The 17,442-nt window shown below is 35.6% G+C and carries 19 protein-coding genes; 9 read left to right on the forward strand and 10 right to left on the reverse strand.

Annotated elements, in window-relative coordinates:
* The first annotated feature begins 39 nt into the window (after positions 1-39).
* From MKS83_RS16110 to MKS83_RS16135, 6 genes are all read left to right on the forward strand, one after another.
* Positions 40-534 carry a hypothetical protein gene (locus MKS83_RS16110; protein WP_240580439.1) on the forward strand — a complete coding sequence of 165 codons (495 nt, stop codon included), beginning with the start codon at positions 40-42 and terminating at the stop codon, positions 532-534.
* Between the two features lie 596 nt (positions 535-1,130).
* A complete protein-coding gene (locus MKS83_RS16115; RefSeq protein ID WP_240580440.1) occupies positions 1,131-1,880 on the forward strand; it encodes a hypothetical protein in 750 nt (249 codons plus the stop codon).
* 11 nt (positions 1,881-1,891) lie between these two features.
* Positions 1,892-3,283 carry an RtcB family protein gene (locus MKS83_RS16120; RefSeq protein WP_240580441.1) on the forward strand — a complete coding sequence of 464 codons (1,392 nt, stop codon included), beginning with the start codon at positions 1,892-1,894 and terminating at the stop codon, positions 3,281-3,283.
* A gap of 89 nt (positions 3,284-3,372) precedes the next feature.
* A complete protein-coding gene (gene prfH, locus MKS83_RS16125; protein WP_240580442.1) occupies positions 3,373-4,071 on the forward strand; it encodes a peptide chain release factor H in 699 nt (232 codons plus the stop codon).
* Positions 4,058-4,573, forward strand: a complete 516-nt coding sequence (locus tag MKS83_RS16130; RefSeq protein ID WP_240580443.1) for a tetratricopeptide repeat protein — start codon at positions 4,058-4,060, stop codon at positions 4,571-4,573. Before prfH ends, MKS83_RS16130 begins: the two co-directional genes overlap by 14 nt.
* A 24-nt stretch (positions 4,574-4,597) precedes the next feature.
* A complete protein-coding gene (locus tag MKS83_RS16135; protein WP_240580444.1) occupies positions 4,598-5,590 on the forward strand; it encodes an enolase C-terminal domain-like protein in 993 nt (330 codons plus the stop codon).
* A 327-nt stretch (positions 5,591-5,917) separates the two neighbouring features.
* Here MKS83_RS16135 and MKS83_RS16140 read toward each other — a convergent pair whose 3' ends face one another.
* Positions 5,918-6,211, reverse strand: a complete 294-nt coding sequence (locus MKS83_RS16140; protein WP_100377717.1) for a c-type cytochrome — start codon at positions 6,209-6,211, stop codon at positions 5,918-5,920.
* 224 nt (positions 6,212-6,435) lie between these two features.
* Here MKS83_RS16140 and meaB point away from each other — a divergent pair, with 224 nt between their 5' ends.
* Positions 6,436-7,422, forward strand: a complete 987-nt coding sequence (meaB, locus tag MKS83_RS16145) for a methylmalonyl Co-A mutase-associated GTPase MeaB (protein WP_240580445.1) — start codon at positions 6,436-6,438, stop codon at positions 7,420-7,422.
* Here the strand turns inward: meaB and MKS83_RS16150 are convergent.
* Positions 7,419-7,970, reverse strand: coding sequence for a DUF4251 domain-containing protein (locus tag MKS83_RS16150; RefSeq protein WP_240580446.1), 552 nt, complete (start codon positions 7,968-7,970; stop codon positions 7,419-7,421). The genes meaB and MKS83_RS16150 overlap by 4 nt on opposite strands.
* Positions 7,971-8,080: 110 nt before the next feature.
* On the opposite strand from MKS83_RS16150, the gene MKS83_RS16155 reads away from it, so the two are divergent.
* Entirely contained in the window at positions 8,081-8,887 is an 807-nt protein-coding gene (locus MKS83_RS16155) for a M48 family metallopeptidase (protein WP_240580447.1), read from the forward strand.
* Between the two features lie 98 nt (positions 8,888-8,985).
* Positions 8,986-9,300 carry a hypothetical protein gene (locus tag MKS83_RS16160; RefSeq protein WP_240580448.1) on the forward strand — a complete coding sequence of 105 codons (315 nt, stop codon included), beginning with the start codon at positions 8,986-8,988 and terminating at the stop codon, positions 9,298-9,300.
* A 40-nt stretch (positions 9,301-9,340) separates the two neighbouring features.
* On the opposite strand, the gene MKS83_RS16165 is transcribed toward MKS83_RS16160, so the two are convergent.
* The 8 genes from MKS83_RS16165 to MKS83_RS16200 all read right to left on the reverse strand — a co-directional run bounded on the left by MKS83_RS16165 (position 9,341) and on the right by MKS83_RS16200 (position 17,435).
* Positions 9,341-9,952: an outer membrane beta-barrel protein gene (locus MKS83_RS16165; protein ID WP_240580449.1), complete on the reverse strand. Its 612-nt coding sequence runs from the start codon at positions 9,950-9,952 to the stop codon at positions 9,341-9,343.
* A complete protein-coding gene (locus MKS83_RS16170; RefSeq protein WP_240580450.1) occupies positions 9,936-10,751 on the reverse strand; it encodes an ABC transporter ATP-binding protein in 816 nt (271 codons plus the stop codon). Before MKS83_RS16170 ends, MKS83_RS16165 begins: the two co-directional genes overlap by 17 nt.
* Positions 10,751-11,503: an MlaE family ABC transporter permease gene (locus MKS83_RS16175; RefSeq protein ID WP_240580451.1), complete on the reverse strand. Its 753-nt coding sequence runs from the start codon at positions 11,501-11,503 to the stop codon at positions 10,751-10,753. Before MKS83_RS16175 ends, MKS83_RS16170 begins: the two co-directional genes overlap by 1 nt.
* A 92-nt stretch (positions 11,504-11,595) precedes the next feature.
* Positions 11,596-12,957 (reverse strand): exopolysaccharide biosynthesis polyprenyl glycosylphosphotransferase, encoded by a 1,362-nt coding sequence (locus MKS83_RS16180; RefSeq protein ID WP_240580452.1) that lies wholly within the window; start codon positions 12,955-12,957, stop codon positions 11,596-11,598.
* Between the two features lie 36 nt (positions 12,958-12,993).
* Positions 12,994-13,623 carry a 7-carboxy-7-deazaguanine synthase QueE gene (locus MKS83_RS16185; RefSeq protein WP_240580453.1) on the reverse strand — a complete coding sequence of 210 codons (630 nt, stop codon included), beginning with the start codon at positions 13,621-13,623 and terminating at the stop codon, positions 12,994-12,996.
* Between the two features lie 7 nt (positions 13,624-13,630).
* Positions 13,631-14,515 (reverse strand): bifunctional 5,10-methylenetetrahydrofolate dehydrogenase/5,10-methenyltetrahydrofolate cyclohydrolase, encoded by an 885-nt coding sequence (locus MKS83_RS16190; RefSeq protein WP_240580454.1) that lies wholly within the window; start codon positions 14,513-14,515, stop codon positions 13,631-13,633.
* A 30-nt stretch (positions 14,516-14,545) separates the two neighbouring features.
* A complete protein-coding gene (pgi, locus tag MKS83_RS16195) occupies positions 14,546-16,186 on the reverse strand; it encodes a glucose-6-phosphate isomerase (RefSeq protein WP_240580455.1) in 1,641 nt (546 codons plus the stop codon).
* A gap of 340 nt (positions 16,187-16,526) precedes the next feature.
* On the reverse strand, positions 16,527-17,435 hold the full coding sequence (locus MKS83_RS16200) for a DUF4349 domain-containing protein (protein ID WP_240580456.1): 909 nt from the start codon (positions 17,433-17,435) through the stop codon (positions 16,527-16,529).
* Between the last annotated feature and the right edge of the window lie 7 nt (positions 17,436-17,442).

Consider the following 17,442-nt stretch of genomic DNA (forward strand, 5'->3'; position numbering starts at 1 on the left):
CGTTTGTACTGTAAGCCATAACCACAAAAACAAAATATTATGGCTTATACAGTAGTTTCAGTATTTCCTGTGACGGTAGATACGGAGAAAATTAAAAAAGATTTAAGAGAAAACGGTTTCGACGAGGCTAACATTATTGTTTCAAAATCAAACGTAGAAACCGGACTTGATCATTATCAGGAAGATGAACAAACGAAAGGTTTTTTCGATTATGTTTTCGCTCACGATGCAGAAATGTTAGAGGCCTATCGTAAACATAGTATTGGAAGAAATAACGTAGTTGTTTACACCGATGATCTCGAGCAGGCGATCTCAGCAAAATCTATTTTAAATAGAAACGGAGCTTTGCAGGTTTATAGAAAAGAATCGGAGGACCAGAAAGGTATTCCGGATGGTATGACTGAAGAAGAATACAACGGAATTATTGCCAAAGCAAGACACAATATTTATTTTCTCGGGTCGGAAAGGGTTTATCATTCTAACATCATCAAAGGGATGGATGATCCGATGGATGATCTGGGTTCAAAAGATTAAAAATATACAAGTCTGGATAGTGTTCTATTCAGACTTTTTTATGAATTTCACAAAAAATATTAAATAAAAATTTGAATATTCAAAAATTAGCATATCTTTGCATCTGAAAATCAAGTTTAACCAATAAAAAACAACGAAGCAATGTTCAAATTCAGTCAGCTTTCAACAGTAGGATTGCCTTTTGCAAAGGCGAGGCTTCGTGGTTTGGTACACTCTTAGAATAAAAGTATAACGAAATATCAAAACCCGAAGTCGCAGAGATTTCGGGTTTTTTATTGCGCAATATTTCAAACTCAAATCAGTTTTCCCGAAATCTTTTTTATCAAGTTTAGGAATCTTTTCGAATAAAGTTTTTAGAAGCTTTATCCCGCTTTCCGCTATATCTTTTTCATTACGGCCTCCGCTTCGCTTCGGCCGCAACAAAAAAGGATGTCGCTGCAATCGGGGCTAGGAAAAGGTTACCGCTAAACTAAACCTCATAGGTTTTTAAAACCTATGAGGTTTGGACAATAACAACTAAAATTTTAGTTGGTGAAGATTTAATGTGAAATAGTAAAATCTAACTTTTAATACTTCACCTCTAATATCTAAAATTAATGGAAAAAGATAACCTGATGTTTTTCAGATTGAGAAGCCTGAGAAGCAGAAAAAGAATAATTAAAGAAGATGTAGTAAAACAGATCAGAAAAAAGTATAAACGTAGTGAAGAACTTCGGAAAATAAAAAGGGAAATCCCGTTAGTTCCATTGGAAAAACCCTATCAGAAAGGATTTGTAAGATTCTTTGTCGTGAGAGACGATGTGAAACGGTCCAAGGATGGCGACTTTTTCGAGGGAATCCTGAATAAGATCAATACCAAGATGTATTCCGAGACCCGGAAATTCTTAAAAAAGAAAAGAAAATTCGGGCGAAGAATTTATGTTGACAGGGAACAAAAACTGGGTCAGCTTTCAACATATCAGTGGAATGATCCAAAGTTGAGATTAACAGACCGAGAGAGGCAATATTTCCTAAAAAGAGAAGATTATTGTCCAATCAGAAAGAGACATAACATTTACTACGAATTTATCGAACCATGGAGATTTGTATTAAGAGTAAAACCGAATATGATTACTCATTACAAGCCTTTACATTCAGATTTAGAGCAAGAAATTGATGAACTCAATTCTTATTTGGGTCAGCATAAAGTTGCGGGTATTGTCCATAAAAAGATATATGGAAGGCCCAATCCATGGAAGGATAAATACAAACGTGATCCGTTGAACAGCAGAAAATGCGTTCGCTACAAGATGTCTGCAACAGAGATTGCAGAAAATGCAGAAGACGGAAATGTCTTCAAATTTTAAAATAAAAAACAATGGGAAATTTAAAACTTAAAGGAAAAGATATATTAAAAATAGGCTATCCAAACAATCAGAGTGTCAACATCGCTTTGGAAGTCATGAAAAGGAATTTTGCAACGAAAAATATTCATCATGTAAAATCTCTTTTAAAGGAAATTCTGCAGAATCCGGAAAATTTCGAGAAAGATTTGACTTTCGGACAAATTGCGGAAGCTTTGCTTTCATCCAGGAAAACAGAAAAAAGAATGCTCAATACAAACCGTGCTTCTTTTCAGATTTTCGGAAACAATATTTCAGATGAAGCAAAAAACCAGCTGTATACCGCTTTGAAACTTCCAATTTCAACGCAGGGTGCTTTAATGCCCGATGCGCACAGTGGTTACGGCCTTCCGATTGGTGGAGTTCTTGCGGTAGAAAATGCGGTGATTCCTTATGGAGTCGGCATGGATATCGGTTGTAGAATGTCACTCAGTATTTTGGATACGCCTGTTTCATATCTTGACGGGGCGAGAGATAAGTATGAAAAAGCTCTTGCTGAACATACAAAATTCGGAATGTACGAAACCCACAAATCTCACGTCGAACACGAAATTTTCGATAGGGATACGTTTGATATGATTCCGATTTTAAGAAGATTAAAAGGTAAAGCGATCAAACAGATGGGGACTTCCGGCGGTGGAAATCACTTTGTGGAATTCGGAGAAGTTGAAATTACGGAAGAAGACGAACAGATCGGGCTTCCGAAAGGGAAATACTTAGGAATTCTTTCACACAGTGGATCTCGTGGATTGGGAGCGGAAATCGCTCAATACTATTCAAGAGTGGCGGCAGAACAATGTCCGTTACCAAAAGAGGCACAACAATTTGCGTGGCTTGATCTGAGCACGCATCTTGGTTTGGAATATTGGACAGCCATGAATTTGGCAGGAGATTATGCTTCAGCTTGTCACGACGATATTCACAGAAGATTGGTAAAAGCTGTCGGAGGAAGAGTAAAGGCCAGAATTGAAAATCATCACAATTTTGCCTGGAAAGAAATCCACAACGGAAAAGAAGTAATTGTTCACCGAAAAGGAGCAACTCCTGCCAACGAAAATGAATTGGGAATGATTCCCGGTTCCATGACGGCAAAAGGCTTTATCGTTCGTGGAAAAGGAAACCCGGATTCTTTAAACTCGGCTTCCCACGGTGCGGGAAGAGCACATTCGAGAGGGGAATGCAGAAGCCTTTTCACTCAAAATGATATCAAAAAAGAATTGAAACTCAAAAATGTCACTTTGATGGGCGGAAATGCAGAAGAGGCACCAATGGCTTATAAAGACATCAACGAAGTGATGAATGCACAAAGTGATTTAGTTGATATTCTGGGAACTTTTCAACCGAGAATTGTGAGAATGGATCGATAAAATATCACACTGTCATTCTGAACGGAGTGAAGAATCTAACGATAAAAAGTAGATTCCTCCTTCGTCGGAATGACAAATCAAGTAAAAAAATGGAAAAACTCCTACAAATAACCTCAGGGAGGGGGCCTTTAGAATGCCAATGGGTGGTTGCAAAAATTCTGAAGGTCTTTCTTGAGGAAGCAAAAAATAATAATATAGACTACGAAATCATCCACCGGGAAAATGGTGATGAAAACCTGACTTTGAAATCTGCAACCCTTCTTTTAAAATCAAAAAATGTAAATGAATTTTTAAAGAATTGGTTGGGAAGCATTTGCTGGACAGGCAAAAGTACATTCCGGAAACTGCATAAAAGAAGCAACTGGTTTATCGGTGTCTTTGAGCTGGAAGGTTTGGAGAAAATTAATTTTAATGAAAAAGATATTCAGTTTCAGACAACGAGAAGTCAGGGAAGTGGCGGACAAAATGTGAATAAGGTGAACACTGCTGTTCGTGCGACTCACATTCCGACAGGGCAAAGTGTTTTCGTGCAGGATTCCCGTTCGCAATTGGAGAACAAGAAACTTTCGATTGCAAGATTAAAGGAAAAGGTCCTGGAACAAAATATCATTCAGCTTCAGAAAAGAATGCAGGAAACGTGGAGCAATCATTTGCAGGTGCAAAGAGGAAATCCTGTCAGAACATTTTCCGGAACAGATTTTAAAAAGAATTATCAGGAAAAGTCTTTCAAAAAACAAAGAAATCAACTGAAAAACGAATTAAAAAACTACAGAAATGACCTTAACTAAAAATAAATATTACTTCGAAGCTCTGGATAATTATCCATACAGTCTTCCTGAATGCCTTGAAGCATTGAATTATGCATTGTCTTACGATCCTGAAGATGCGGACAGCCTTTGCCTGATGGGAAGAATTTACAGTGAAATGCTATCCGATTATGAAAAAGCTAAGCTGTATTTTGAAGAAGCCATGCAATGTGATGTGACGAACTTAAATGTTCCCCAATATTATATTAAATGTCTTTTAGATAATGAAGATTTTCAGGAAGCCGAAAAGCTGATCGAATATTCATTGAAAATCAAAGGAATTGATAAGGCGACTCTATGGTTTTACAGATCCTTACTTTCGGAGAAAAGAGGAAGTTTTGCCAATGCTCTGAAGTTTTTGGATGAAGCAGCAAAGTATTGCTTCACCGAGTACAGTCTGAATATTGTAAAGAATCGTAAGAAATTTACAAAGTCAAAAATGCCTAAGAAAAATAAAATTAAAAAGAAGAAGGAGACGAATTAAGTCTCCTTTTTTGTAAATTTAATAATGGAATTACGGTTTGAATTAAAGCAAATTCAGCTAAAAGAAACATTTTCAATTGCTTACGGAAACTACAATAAACGAGAAGCATTACTGGTGGAATTATCTTATCAGAATTGTAAAGGATATGGAGAATGTGTTGCCATCGATTATTATCAAATTAATCTTCAACATTTTGTTTTAAAATTAAAAGAAATTCAAGTTCAGATAGAGATTCAGAAGATTGTTCATCCGAAAAACTTCTTTCAATTTTTATTGAATTTGAACATCCATCCATTCTTATTATCTGCGTTGGATTGTGCTTATTGGGATCTTTTCGGAAAATTGGAAAATAAAAGTTTCATTGAATTAAATCATCTTCCGACTGAGAATTTAGTTGAAAGCTCAATCACTATTTCGGTTGGAGAAATCGACCATCAGATTGGAAAAATCAACAGGAGTAAGTGGAATAAATTCAAAGTGAAATGTAAAGGTTTAAATAAAGGTCATGTTGAAAAGTTGTTAGCATTAGATCAGGATATAGCTTTGGATTCTAACGCAAGTTTTACGGATGAAGACTGTATTTGGCTTCAGGAAAATGCTGAGGTTAAGAAATTCTCTTACCTTGAACAACCCAAACCCATTGATCAATACAGAATTTTAAAGAAAGAAGGTTTTGCAAACTGGATGGCGGATGAAGATTGCCAAAATATAGATGCTCTTGAAGAATTAATTCCTTACTATAAAAGCGTCAATATCAAATTAATGAAATGTGGCGGTTTAACTCCTGCTTTGGAAATGATCAGAAAAGCCAGAGAATTAAATTATAACATTATGATCGGCTGTATGACGGAATCTTCTGTCGGAATTTCTGCAGGCTGTGTCTTAACGGGGCTGGTTGATTATGTAGACTTAGATGGAGCTAACCTTATTTCCAATGATTATGCAAGTGGAAGTTTTGTGGAAAACGGGAAAATAATTTTATCTCCAAAACCAGGTTTAGGGATAGAATTAAAATAGACTTCAAAAGAAGCCTATTTTTTATTTACGGATAATAGATAATCATAAACCATTTGATGCTGATCGTCACTCAGCTTAGCTTTTGGAGCCATTCTGCTTAAGGTTCTTATCCATCCCTGATCATCGTGTTTTGCGGGTCAGGTAATTTGTGGCACCTGTTGCACGAATTTTCAAAGATAGTTTTTCCTTGAGCCAACTGTTCAGATGAAGTGTATTTTGGTCCGGTTACGGCTACACTTTTCGGTCCGCATGATATTACCATCGTTGCAGAGCAAAGAATCATACCTAAAATCAATTTTTTCATAATAATATCTGGTTTGATGTGAATTATTTTTTCACAGATACGATGTAGTCGTAAACCCACTGATGCTGTTCATCTGTAAGTTTCGCTTTAGGAGCCATCGAATTCATGATTCCAACCCATTGTACAGAATTGTGAGAGGTTGGGTCCGGTAATTTGTGGCATCTTCCACATGAGTTTTCGAAGATGGTTTTCCCTTGTGCGATCTGTTCCGGAGTAGAGGCGGAAACTGCCGGAGCTGCAGTAGCTACAGGTGCTTTTGATGTACAGGAAACTAATAAAATAGCAGCAAATGAAGCTATAGCAATGATATTTTTCATATTTATTATCTTTGAATACTAACAAATGTAATTAATTTCACTTTTGATTAATGAAATGCTTGTTAATTTAGAAGAAGTAAAAATTACGATCCGCTGAAATAATGGCTTGGTCAATGATCTTTATAATTACTCTGTATGTCGAATTGAATGCAGACGTTATCAAATTAAAAGGTAAAGAAAATTAACTATTGATCCATCACTGTTTAATCCTTATTTTTGAATCGATGAAATTTTCTACAGAAGAGCTGGTTGAAGGAATACGATTGGGAAATAAACGCCTGATTGCAAAAGCTATTACCTTGGTTGAAAGCAAAAAATCTGAACACAGGCTTCAGGCAGAAGAATTATTGAAACAGATCATGCCTTTTACCGGAAATTCTATCCGGATAGGAATTACAGGTGTTCCCGGTGCCGGAAAATCAACGTTTATAGAAAATTTCGGAAGATTGGCTATTGCCAACGGCAAAAAAGTGGCGGTTCTTGCCATTGATCCCAGTTCAGCAATCCATAAAGGAAGTATTTTAGGAGATAAAACCAGGATGGAAGAACTGGCAAAAGAAGAGAACGCTTTTATTCGTCCTTCTCCAAGTTCAGGGTTTTTAGGAGGCGTTGCGAATACGACTTTTGAAACAATGATGATCTGCGAAGCTGCAGGGTACGATTATATTTTAATAGAAACGGTAGGAGTTGGACAGTCTGAAGTTCTGGTTGCAGATATTACCGATGTTTTTTTATTCCTGAAAATAATAGGAGGTGGAGATGAGCTTCAGGGTATCAAAAGAGGAATTATGGAAATGGTGGATGTGGTTTTCATCAATAAAGTGGATCAGGATAATCTTCAGAAGGCAAAAAATACCAAACTGGAATTAAAAAGAGCATTGGATTTTATTCCTCCTAAAGAAAAAAACTGGAAAGTTCCGGTTCTGTTGGGGTCTGCACTCAATAACGAAGGATTGGGAGAAGTTTTTGAAAAAATCAATGAATTTATTAATCTTAAAAAAAAATCCGGCAGATTTGAAGAAGTAAGAATTCATCAGGCTGAAAAACGCTTTGAATATTGGGTCCAGGAATATATTCTGGCTATGATGAAGAGGGATAATTCTGTAGAAGATGCCTATCTGGAACATAAAAAAAATGCTTCAGCGATGGTTTCTAATCCAAGTACTGAAGCAAAATTATTTGTTGAGAAATTTCTTAATAAAAAAGATTAAAGCTTTTCTTTTTCTTTAGGCTCTTCATTTTTAGAAATATATCCGTTATAAGAAATCGGTTGTCTGTCATTCCCTCGGATTGAGGTGAATGCCTTTCCGTTTTTATAGACTTCCATTACGATTTCATCTACATTGCTTACATCTTTTGGTTTAATTTTAATAATCCAGGTTCCTTTTTTATTCTGAGATTTGTTTACCGTAAAATCTTTTGATGTGAATCTATAGCTGTTTTTTTCATTGTTTCCGTATGATGGATTAAAAACCCTTCCGAAATATGGTAGAACTGCTTCTAACTTATCTCCTTTCAGATCAAGAGAATAGTTTCCTCCGGTAAGATCCAGGATTCTTGTTGAAGTAGAATTAGGCATTGAGTTCATTACATTAATGACATCATAATTGGTAGGGTTTGCTCGCTCAGCATGAAATGAAAAATCCTGAGAATTAACGAGTGCTGTTACGGTTTGGGGATCCATTCCTGTCTGAGAAGAACAGCTTTGAAAAATAAACAGAAACCCTACAATATAAAGAATTGAAATATACTTTTTCATGATAATAAAATAATTATTAAATTTAAATAGCAAAATGTATGCAAATATATTCCTTCTAAAACTTTTTGGAATAGAAATTGTAAAGGTTGAATTATTTAACACTCGAAACTATGAAAATTAAACAATTATTAGGAATAGGAGCCGTTGCTATGTTGGCTGTAGCCTGTACTACAAACCCAATTACGGGACGATCTTCGTTGCAGATCGCAGATAATTCTCAAATTATGACGATGTCTGCGCAGGAATATAAAACGACATTGGGCAAATCTAAAGTAATTACCGGTACGGCAGATGCGAAAAGAGTGGTAAATGTAGGAACGAGAATTAAGGCGGCTGCAGAAAAATATTATGCAAGTATTGGAAGAAGTGCGGATCTTGCAAATTATAATTGGGAATTTAATCTTTTACAGAGTAACGAACTAAACGCATGGTGTATGCCTGGTGGAAAAGTAGCTGTATATACAGGAATTTTACCGGTTACCAAAAATGATAATGGCCTTGCTGTAGTAATGGGACACGAAGTTTCTCACGCATTAGCAGGCCATGGAAATGAAAGAATTTCTCAGGCAATGGTGGCACAATATGGAGGACAGATTTTAGGAGGGACGATTTCTAATGCTCAATGGGCAAGTATTTTTGAAAAAGCTTATCCTATTGGTTCTCAGGTAGCGTTATTAAAATATGGAAGAAATCAGGAGTCTGAAGCAGATAAAATGGGATTGTATTTAATGGGAATGGCTGGATATGATCCAAGAGAGGCGATTCCTTTCTGGAACAGAATGGAGGCTGCTTCTACAGGGGCTAGACAACCGGAATTCCTTTCTACCCACCCGAATCCTGAGACAAGAATTTCGGATATCAATAAAGACTTACCAAAAGCTTTGGAATATTATAAAGCTGCAGGTGGAAAAATATAACTAATATGGAATTTTAATCTTGATAAAGTCTTATTGAATTTTATTAAATTTGATAAGACTTTTTTAATTGTTCAACCCATTATAAAATCACAAATACTATGAAAAGCTTATCTATTACCGGACTTATATTATTGGCGCTATCTGTATTTTTATTTTATCTGACATCACCTAACTTCACTGTAAATGATTTACAGATGTCTCATATTATGGGAATTTTGGGAGGAATTGGAATCGGTTTGATTATAGGCGGTATGGTCGGATATATAAGTAAAGGAAGTGCTATAAAAGCGGAGCAGAAAAGAAAAGAATTCAAGCAATTGCAAAAAGATAAAGAAGAATTGGAAAAGCAGGCAGCTGAACTCGCAAAAAGAGAAGCCGAACTCCGTTCTCAAAATCAAAATCCTCAGATCTAATGATCTGAGGATTTTTCTTATAGTTGTTATTTTCGATGAATTAGAATTTATATCCAACTCCCACCATAAATAAATTGGGACGGTTGTCATATCTTATTTCCTCTCCAGATACATTGTTGATGAACTTTCTTTCATCTTTGCTGAAAGCTCCTTCATATCTGGCATTTAAAATCAGTTTTTTAATTTCCAGCTGAGCTCCGAATTGGTAGCCTACAGTGAAATTATCTCTTGCATTTTCTTTAAAATCGTTAAAAGTATCTTCTTTGCTTAAATTATAGCTTGCAACAGGTCCTACGAAAACTCCCAACATATCTCCCAAAACTTTATGTCCTACAAGAACGGGTAGATCTATACGGCTACTTTTGATATCAAAAGTGGTATTGGCTGTTGTAAATTCGTTTTTAAAATTCGTGTAGTATAATTCCGGCATTAAGAAAAATGAGGCAGGAAGGCTGGCTTTCAATGAAAGACCAACGTTAAAACCTACATTATTTTTTCCTTCACCATCAATAGCTTCATTTACCGTTCCTTTTATATTTTTCCAAGAAGGAGAACCTGTCGGAAAAATCAAGTTAGCTTTACCCGCAAGAGAGATCTGTGCCGAAGCAAGCATAGAAAACCCTATTAATGCGATACTAAATATTCGTTTCATTATCGTCTATTTTTGTGATTGTATTATCAATAGTTTTATTATTCTCTAATAAGTATTCTCTTAATTCTTTAAACAGCTCTGATGAATAAACGAAATCAATCAGATTTTTATTGCCTGCAGTAATCAGGATATCCTTATTTCCTTCCCATTCTTTTATTCCTAATCTCAGATATACAATTTTCTCGCCAATCGTCATCACCGAGTTCATATCGTGAGTATTGATAATCGTTGTGGTGTTATATTCCTTTGTGATTTCCAGCAGAAGATCATCAATTACATTCGATGTATAAGGATCTAGCCCGGAGTTGGGCTCATCACAGAAAAGATATTTAGGATTGTTAACAATGGCTCTTGCAATGGCAACTCTTTTTTGCATTCCTCCTGAAATTTCGGAAGGAAATTTTTTGTTGGCTTTATCAAGATGCACTCTTCCGATTACTTCAAAAACTCTTTTCTTTTTTTCCCGGAATGTTAAATTGGTAAACATATCCAACGGGAACATAATGTTTTCTTCCACGGTTAAGGAGTCAAACAAAGCACTTCCCTGAAATACGGTTCCGATTTCGGAGCGAAGGTGTTGTTTCTCTTCACGGGTCATCACATTGATGTCTCTTCCATCAAAAAGAATTTCTCCGGAAGTGGGTTGATATACATTCAATAAGCTTTTAAGGAAAACGGTTTTTCCTGATCCACTCTGCCCAATAATTAAGTTTACTTTTCCTTTATCAAAAGAGGTCGAAATTCCTTTAAGTACTTCAACATCATCAAAACTTTTCTTTAAATTTTTTACCTCAATCATTAGCTTAATATTAATTGGGTTAATAATAATTCGGAAAGAATAATGAATACCATTGTCCAAACTACAGCCTGTGTACTTGCTCTACCTACTTCCAGTGAACCTCCTTTTACGTTGTATCCGAAATAAGACGGTACTGTTGCAATAATGAATGCGAAAACAATCGTTTTTATAAAGGCATAGTAAACGAAAAGGTTGGGCATATACATCTGGATACCTACAATATAATCATTGGTTGTCCAGTTTCCTGTTAAAACTCCAGCGATGTAACCACCTCCAATACCAAAAACGATACTGATGGCAATTAGTAATGGATTGAAAATAACACAAGCGATTATTTTAGGAAAAATAAGGAAGTTCGGAGAATTTACTCCCATAATATCCAAAGCATCGATTTGCTCGGAAACTCTCATGGTTCCTATACTGGAAGCGATGTATGAACCTACTTTTCCTGCCAGAATAAGACTGATAATGGTAGGTGAAAATTCAAGAACCAAAACGGCTTTTGTTGCATATCCTACAAATGAAGGAGGAATTGGGAACGAAGAAGCATCAAAGTTGTTGAACATCTGAATGGCAACTACCGCTCCAACAAATATAGAGGTAAAGATTACCAACCCGAATGAGTTGACTCCCAAATCATTGATCTCTCTCATGAACAGCTTCCAGAAAACCTTCATTTTCTGAGGTTTCTGGATAGATTTACCTAGAAGGATAATGTATTCTCCTACTGCTGTAAAAAACTTTTTTAACATTCTGCTAAATTAGACTTTTTTTATTTAATTAGATGAAGATTATAGCTCAGGATTAGCCTTAGATTAATGTTAAAATTAAACCTAAATATACCTTATTTTGCATTTTTATCTCCGGCTATTATCAATATCATTGTTTTTAATATAATGACCAAATCCAAAACAAAGCTCCAGTTCCTAACGTAATACGCATCTGCCAAAGCTCTTTTTTTCATTTCCACTTCCCTGTCTCCGGAGTCGCCTCTTAATCCGTTTACCTGTGCCAAACCTGTAATTCCAGGGTTAACCATGCTTCTTAAGCTGTACCTTCCGATTTTAGGTTTATAATAATCATCCACAGCCAACATATGAGGACGGGGTCCCACAACAGACATTTCACCTTTCAGTACATTCAAAAACTGTGGCATCTCATCAAGACTGGTTTTCCTTAGAAACTTTCCGAATCTTGTAATCCGGGAATCATTTTCTGCAGTAATTTTTGTCGTGGAATCATCATTTACAACCATTGTCCGGAATTTGAGGCAGCTGAACACCTCTTCGTGAAATCCGTATCTTCTCTGTATAAAAAAAACAGGTCCTTTTGAAGTGGCCTTAATTAAAATGGCAATAATCGGGAAAAGCCAGGAGCAGATTCCTACCAAAATAATAACCGAAAAAAGAATATCAAATATTCTTTTTACTACAAAATTGAAATAATTATCTAGCGGATAAGAAGACTGATGCAAAACAGGCTGGTTTTCAATATAACCCAAGTCATATAAAAACCAGTCATTTTGTGATATATTGGGAATAAGTGAAATATGTACCTTATTCGCTTCTGCCAGTTTAAAGATACTATCCTCTGTATTTTTATCAAAAGTTGTTTCTAAAGGTAAAAAGAGGGTGTGGATACCATTCTTTTTCCAAAAGAGCTGAAGTTCTTCAATATTAATGGCTTCATTTTGAAATTCAAAAATTTTATAACCGAAATCCTTTCTCTCTTTTAGAATATTTTTAAGAACTCTGGTAGAGCTGTTTTCGTTGAGAAACATTATGTTTCTGTTATTAATTCCTAAAGAACGTAAATATTTGATGACGAAATAAATAACAGATCTTGTCAGAAGTATAGAAAAGAAAAGATAAAGGGAAAGCCATGAAAGTTCCGAACCAAAAAACTGATTATTACTTACTTTTCTTATCAATACTAACCCAATAACGAACAAGAGGAAATGAGTAATGAGCCTTTCTAAAAAGGTTGTATAAGTAATATTTCTCCGGATATTATAGATTTGAGTTCTGCCACTTAGTAAAACCCAGTAAGAAACAAGCAGAAGCAATGGAAATGACCAAACTTCGTTATCCTGCATCAAATCTGCATTTCTATCGGCAAAAAAGAGTATAAATACACTTGCAATAACCACAAGGTCAAGCAAAATAATTATTGTTTTTAAATATCTAGAGTATCTTATTCTCTGCATGGTTACAGAATAACTGAAGGCCTAAGATAATCAATTTTACGGGATATTCAGGTATTTATGGGTCTGAACTGAAGCTCTCCATTCAGGGTTTTCCAGAATGAAGTCTGTGATTTTCGGATACATTTCGTCACGCTTGCTCCATTCGCTCTGAAGATATAATGTACAATTTTCCGAGACTTTTGCAGCCTGCTCCTGAGCAAACTTGAAATCATTATTATTGAAAACAATTACTTTAAGCTCATGAGCTTTCGCATAAATTTCCTCTTTTGGAAGTCCTGTTTTCTTTGGTGAAAGGGTAATCCAGTCTATGTGTCCGCTCATCGGATAAGCTCCTGAAGTTTCAATATGAATCGTGCATCCTAATTCTTTTAATTTGGATGTTAAAATATCAAGATTCCACATTAAAGGTTCTCCACCGGTTAAAACAATCGTCTTGCAATGTTTTGCTGCTGTTTCTGCAATATCTTCCGCATTCATTAGCGGATGTAAATTCGGATCCCAGCTTTCTTTTACATCGCACCAGTGACACCCGACGTCGCAACCACCCAATCTGATGAAATAGGCTGCTTTTCCGGTGTGCGCTCCTTCTCCCTGAAGAGTGTAAAAATGCTCCATTACAGGGAGCATTTTACCTTCTTTTAATAAAATATCTTCTTCTTTATTCATTTTAAAATTAGTCGTTATAGACCGAAGTTTTGTAAGCAATGATGGTGTTTTTCATCAACATCGCTCTTGTCATAGGTCCAACTCCTCCCGGAACAGGAGTGATCCAGCTTGCTTTTGCCGCACAGCTGTCAAAATCTACATCACCTGCCAAATGATATCCTTTTGGAGAATCGTCGTCTACTCTTGTAATTCCTACGTCAACAATCACTGCACCGTCTTTGATCATATCTCCTTTTAAGAAATGAGGATCACCTAAAGCTGTAATTACGATGTCTGCTTTTTTAGTATATTCTTCGATGTCTTTAGTGTAAGAGTGTGTAAGAGTAACGGTAGAGTTTCCTGGGAAATCTTTTCTTCCCATTAGAATACTCATTGGTCTTCCTACGATTTTACTTCTTCCGATGATGACACAGTCTTTACCTTTTGTTTCAATATTATATCTTTCTAGTAAAGTTAAAATTCCGAACGGAGTTGCGGGCAAGAAGGTATCCATTTCCAATGCCATTCTCCCGAAGTTTTCAGGGTGGAAACCATCTACATCTTTTCTTGGATCTATGGCATTAATGATTTTCTCCTGATCAATCTGATCCGGCAAAGGCAACTGAACAATAAATCCGTCAACGGCTTTAGATTTGTTCAACTCGTCAATTTTTTCCAATAATTCAGATTCAGAAACTGTACTTGGGAATTTCACTAAGCTTGACTGAAAGCCTACTTCTTCACAGTCTTTCACTTTAGCATTAACATAAGCCTTACTTGCTCCATTGTTTCCTACAAGAATAGCAACCAAATGTGGTGCTCTTCTTTTTCCGGCAACAATTTTTTCAACTTCAGCCTTGATTTCCTGTTTTATTTCTTTGGATACTTTTAATCCGTCAAGAATTTCTGCCATTTTTTACTTTTATTAGATATTTACTTTCTTTTACTTATTTCCTTTATAATAATTGATCAACCCATTCGTCGAGCTGTCATGAGAGCTAATTGTCTCATTGTTTTCTAGTTCTGGAAGGATTTTATTGGCTAAAACTTTTCCTAGCTCCACCCCAAACTGGTCGAAGCTGAAAATATTCCAGATTACACCCTGAACGAAAATTTTATGTTCGTATAAAGCAATTAACTGACCTAATGAAAAAGGAGTTAATTCTTTGAATAATATAGAGTTAGTCGGAGTGTTTCCGTGGAAGACCTTATAGTTTAATAAGAAATTAATTTCTTCATCAGATTTTCCTGAATTTTTAAGTTCTTCCTCAACTTCTTCTTCTGTTTTTCCGAAGGCAAGTGCCTCTGTCTGAGCAAAAAAGTTAGCTAACAATTTATCCTGGTGATCAGAAACTTTATTTGGGCTTTTTGCATAAGCGATAAAATCAGCAGGAATCAGTTCAGTTCCCTGGTGAATTAACTGATAGAAAGCATGCTGTCCGTTTGTTCCTGGCTCTCCCCAAATGATTGGCCCAGTTTCATATTCAACAAACTCACCGTTTCTGTCTACACATTTTCCGTTACTTTCCATATCTCCCTGTTGAAGATAAGCTGCAAATCTGTCTAAATATTGAGAATAAGGAAGAATAGCATAGCTTGTTGCAGCATAGAAATTACGGTACCAGATTCCTAAAAGTCCCATTAAAACAGGAACATTTTCAGAAAATTCTGCAGTCTGGAAATGCTGATCCGTATCAAAAGCTCCTTTTAATAATTGTTCGAAGTTTTCGTAACCCACTGCAAGCACAATACTTAATCCGATTGCACTCCAAAGAGAGTATCTTCCGCCAACCCAATCCCAGAATTCGAAGATATTTTCTTCTGCAATCCCAAAGTCTTTAATTGCTTGAACATTAGTTGATAAAGCTACAAAGTGCTTGGCTACATCTTCCTGTTTTCCAGCCTGTAAGAACCAGTCCTTTGCTGAGTTGGCATTGGTCATTGTCTCCTGAGTTGTAAACGTTTTAGAAGCAATGATGAATAAAGTTGTTTCAGGATTTAAATTCTTTACAACTTCTGCGATATGATTTCCGTCTACATTAGAAACAAAGTGAACGTTTAATCTAGTTTTAAAATGTTTTAAAGCGGAAACTACCATTACAGGCCCCAAATCCGAACCTCCGATTCCGATATTCACGACATCGGTAATTTCTTTTCCGCTGAAACCTTTGTGAGCTCCTGAAATAATGCTTTCAGAAAAAGATTTCATATGATCCAACACTCTTTTAATCTGAGGCTTGATATTTTCTCCGTCTACCAAAATCTCTTTACCGGAAAAATCTCTTAACGCGGTATGAAGAACGGCTCTTCCTTCAGTTTGGTTGATTTTGTCACCAGAAAACATTTTAGAAATAGCATCCTTCAGCTGACATTCTTCGGCCAGATTCAGTAAAAGTTCTTTTGTTCTGGAATCGATCAGGTTTTTTGAATAATCAAAAAGAAAATTATCTCTTTGTAACGAAAATTCTTTGAAACGATCAGGGTTTTCCTGAAAAAGACTTCTTAAATCAAAGTCGTTGTCTCCGAAATGTTCGTCCAATGCTTTCCAGCTTTCAGTATGTAAAGGATTTATTTTTGATAGCATAATGTATTCAGAAATTAAAGTTTTAAGGCTTTGGATTTAGGATTGTTGAATGCCAAATCCTCATGCAAAATTATTGATTTGCAAATTTACGGAATTTTAGTTCAATGATGTTAATTGATGATTAAAAAATCAGTTGGTGAATTATTGATTCTTCGGAAGAATTGATAAAAAAATGTGGATATTTATTGATTGCAGACATAGCTTTCGGCTGATTTTTCATAGCCAACATTTTTAAAATTTTTTAAAAGAAATTTTAAGGGTAAAAACCCCCAGATTAATTCCGGAGGTTTTTTTGTAAAATTTAAAAATTTATGTAGATAACCGAAAGGTTAGGATAGCTCTATATTTCTGTTGTCGATTGTTTTTTTATAGATTTTCTTTTTCTATAAAGAAATAAAATAACAGCTCCGATTAATAATATAGGCCAGATCACAATTAGTCCTACAACAATTCTTTGAATTAAATAATATCCTTCCACAAAAGCGGATTTTGCACTGTAGATAAAATCAAATTTATATTTGTCATCGATGCTTTTAGTATTGGTAATAGCAATTTCTGCGATTCTGATTTTGGGTTCTTTGATATAAATGTCAACAGTGCTGTATTTTAAATTGTCAGCTACATCCATATTCGCATATTGTTGCTGGTTGCTTTCAGACATGTTTTCATCATCCAGTTTTACTTTATCCTTGTTGGTCTTCAATTGTGATATATTTTCACTTGTCTTTTTGATTCTTTTTCCTTCCAGTTCAGCGTATTTTATGTTAGAAGTCACATCTTCTGCATTGATTGACCTTGAATTCAGAAATAGTTTTTTATCATTGATCAGAGTTAGAAACTCTCCCAGTTTGGCTGTCGGAACTCTTACCTGTATTCTGTTCTCCGATTGGTATTTTTTGATCAGCATAGCTTCTTCGTTAGAAGTATTGTATGTATCTTCTGAGAGCACATTGCTTTTTAAATTACTGTGGGTTACAAATCCTCCCAGCTCCTGAACCGATTTTTCAATGGAAATTGTGGCATCATACACGTCTTTTACTTCCATGTTTACATCTGCGGTTTTAATGAACTGTTTGTCTTGTACCTTCATGGTAGCCACCGAAGAAATACTGTCTGAAGTAGCAACTACGGTTGAATCATTAATACCGGAAGCTTCTCCGTAGTTTTCTATTGTTTCCTGTTTTTTACAGGAGTAAATTCCCAATAAAAGTGCTGTAGCGATAGATAATCTGATGTAAGTAGTTTTCATAGCTTTA

The sequence above is a fragment of the Chryseobacterium sp. Y16C genome (assembly GCF_022488405.1).
Lineage (GTDB): Bacteria > Bacteroidota > Bacteroidia > Flavobacteriales > Weeksellaceae > Chryseobacterium > Chryseobacterium geocarposphaerae.

Excerpts from the sequence above, each read along its gene's own strand:
- MKS83_RS16165 (WP_240580449.1), bottom strand. The coding sequence starts at position 9,952 with ATGAAACGAATATTTAGTATCGCATTAATAGGGTTTTCTATGCTTGCT.
- MKS83_RS16140 (WP_100377717.1), bottom strand. The coding sequence starts at position 6,211 with ATGAAAAATATCATTGCTATAGCTTCATTTGCTGCTATTTTATTAGTT.
- pgi (WP_240580455.1), bottom strand. The coding sequence starts at position 16,186 with ATGCTATCAAAAATAAATCCTTTACATACTGAAAGCTGGAAAGCATTG.
- MKS83_RS16170 (WP_240580450.1), bottom strand. The coding sequence starts at position 10,751 with ATGATTGAGGTAAAAAATTTAAAGAAAAGTTTTGATGATGTTGAAGTA.
- MKS83_RS16185 (WP_240580453.1), bottom strand. The coding sequence starts at position 13,623 with ATGAATAAAGAAGAAGATATTTTATTAAAAGAAGGTAAAATGCTCCCT.
- MKS83_RS16190 (WP_240580454.1), bottom strand. The coding sequence starts at position 14,515 with ATGGCAGAAATTCTTGACGGATTAAAAGTATCCAAAGAAATAAAACAG.
- prfH (WP_240580442.1), top strand. The coding sequence starts at position 3,373 with ATGGAAAAACTCCTACAAATAACCTCAGGGAGGGGGCCTTTAGAATGC.
- MKS83_RS16130 (WP_240580443.1), top strand. The coding sequence starts at position 4,058 with ATGACCTTAACTAAAAATAAATATTACTTCGAAGCTCTGGATAATTAT.
- MKS83_RS16135 (WP_240580444.1), top strand. The coding sequence starts at position 4,598 with ATGGAATTACGGTTTGAATTAAAGCAAATTCAGCTAAAAGAAACATTT.
- MKS83_RS16175 (WP_240580451.1), bottom strand. The coding sequence starts at position 11,503 with ATGTTAAAAAAGTTTTTTACAGCAGTAGGAGAATACATTATCCTTCTA.
- MKS83_RS16200 (WP_240580456.1), bottom strand. The coding sequence starts at position 17,435 with ATGAAAACTACTTACATCAGATTATCTATCGCTACAGCACTTTTATTG.
- MKS83_RS16160 (WP_240580448.1), top strand. The coding sequence starts at position 8,986 with ATGAAAAGCTTATCTATTACCGGACTTATATTATTGGCGCTATCTGTA.
- meaB (WP_240580445.1), top strand. The coding sequence starts at position 6,436 with ATGAAATTTTCTACAGAAGAGCTGGTTGAAGGAATACGATTGGGAAAT.
- MKS83_RS16150 (WP_240580446.1), bottom strand. The coding sequence starts at position 7,970 with ATGAAAAAGTATATTTCAATTCTTTATATTGTAGGGTTTCTGTTTATT.
- MKS83_RS16110 (WP_240580439.1), top strand. The coding sequence starts at position 40 with ATGGCTTATACAGTAGTTTCAGTATTTCCTGTGACGGTAGATACGGAG.
- MKS83_RS16115 (WP_240580440.1), top strand. The coding sequence starts at position 1,131 with ATGGAAAAAGATAACCTGATGTTTTTCAGATTGAGAAGCCTGAGAAGC.
- MKS83_RS16155 (WP_240580447.1), top strand. The coding sequence starts at position 8,081 with ATGAAAATTAAACAATTATTAGGAATAGGAGCCGTTGCTATGTTGGCT.
- MKS83_RS16120 (WP_240580441.1), top strand. The coding sequence starts at position 1,892 with ATGGGAAATTTAAAACTTAAAGGAAAAGATATATTAAAAATAGGCTAT.
- MKS83_RS16180 (WP_240580452.1), bottom strand. The coding sequence starts at position 12,957 with ATGCAGAGAATAAGATACTCTAGATATTTAAAAACAATAATTATTTTG.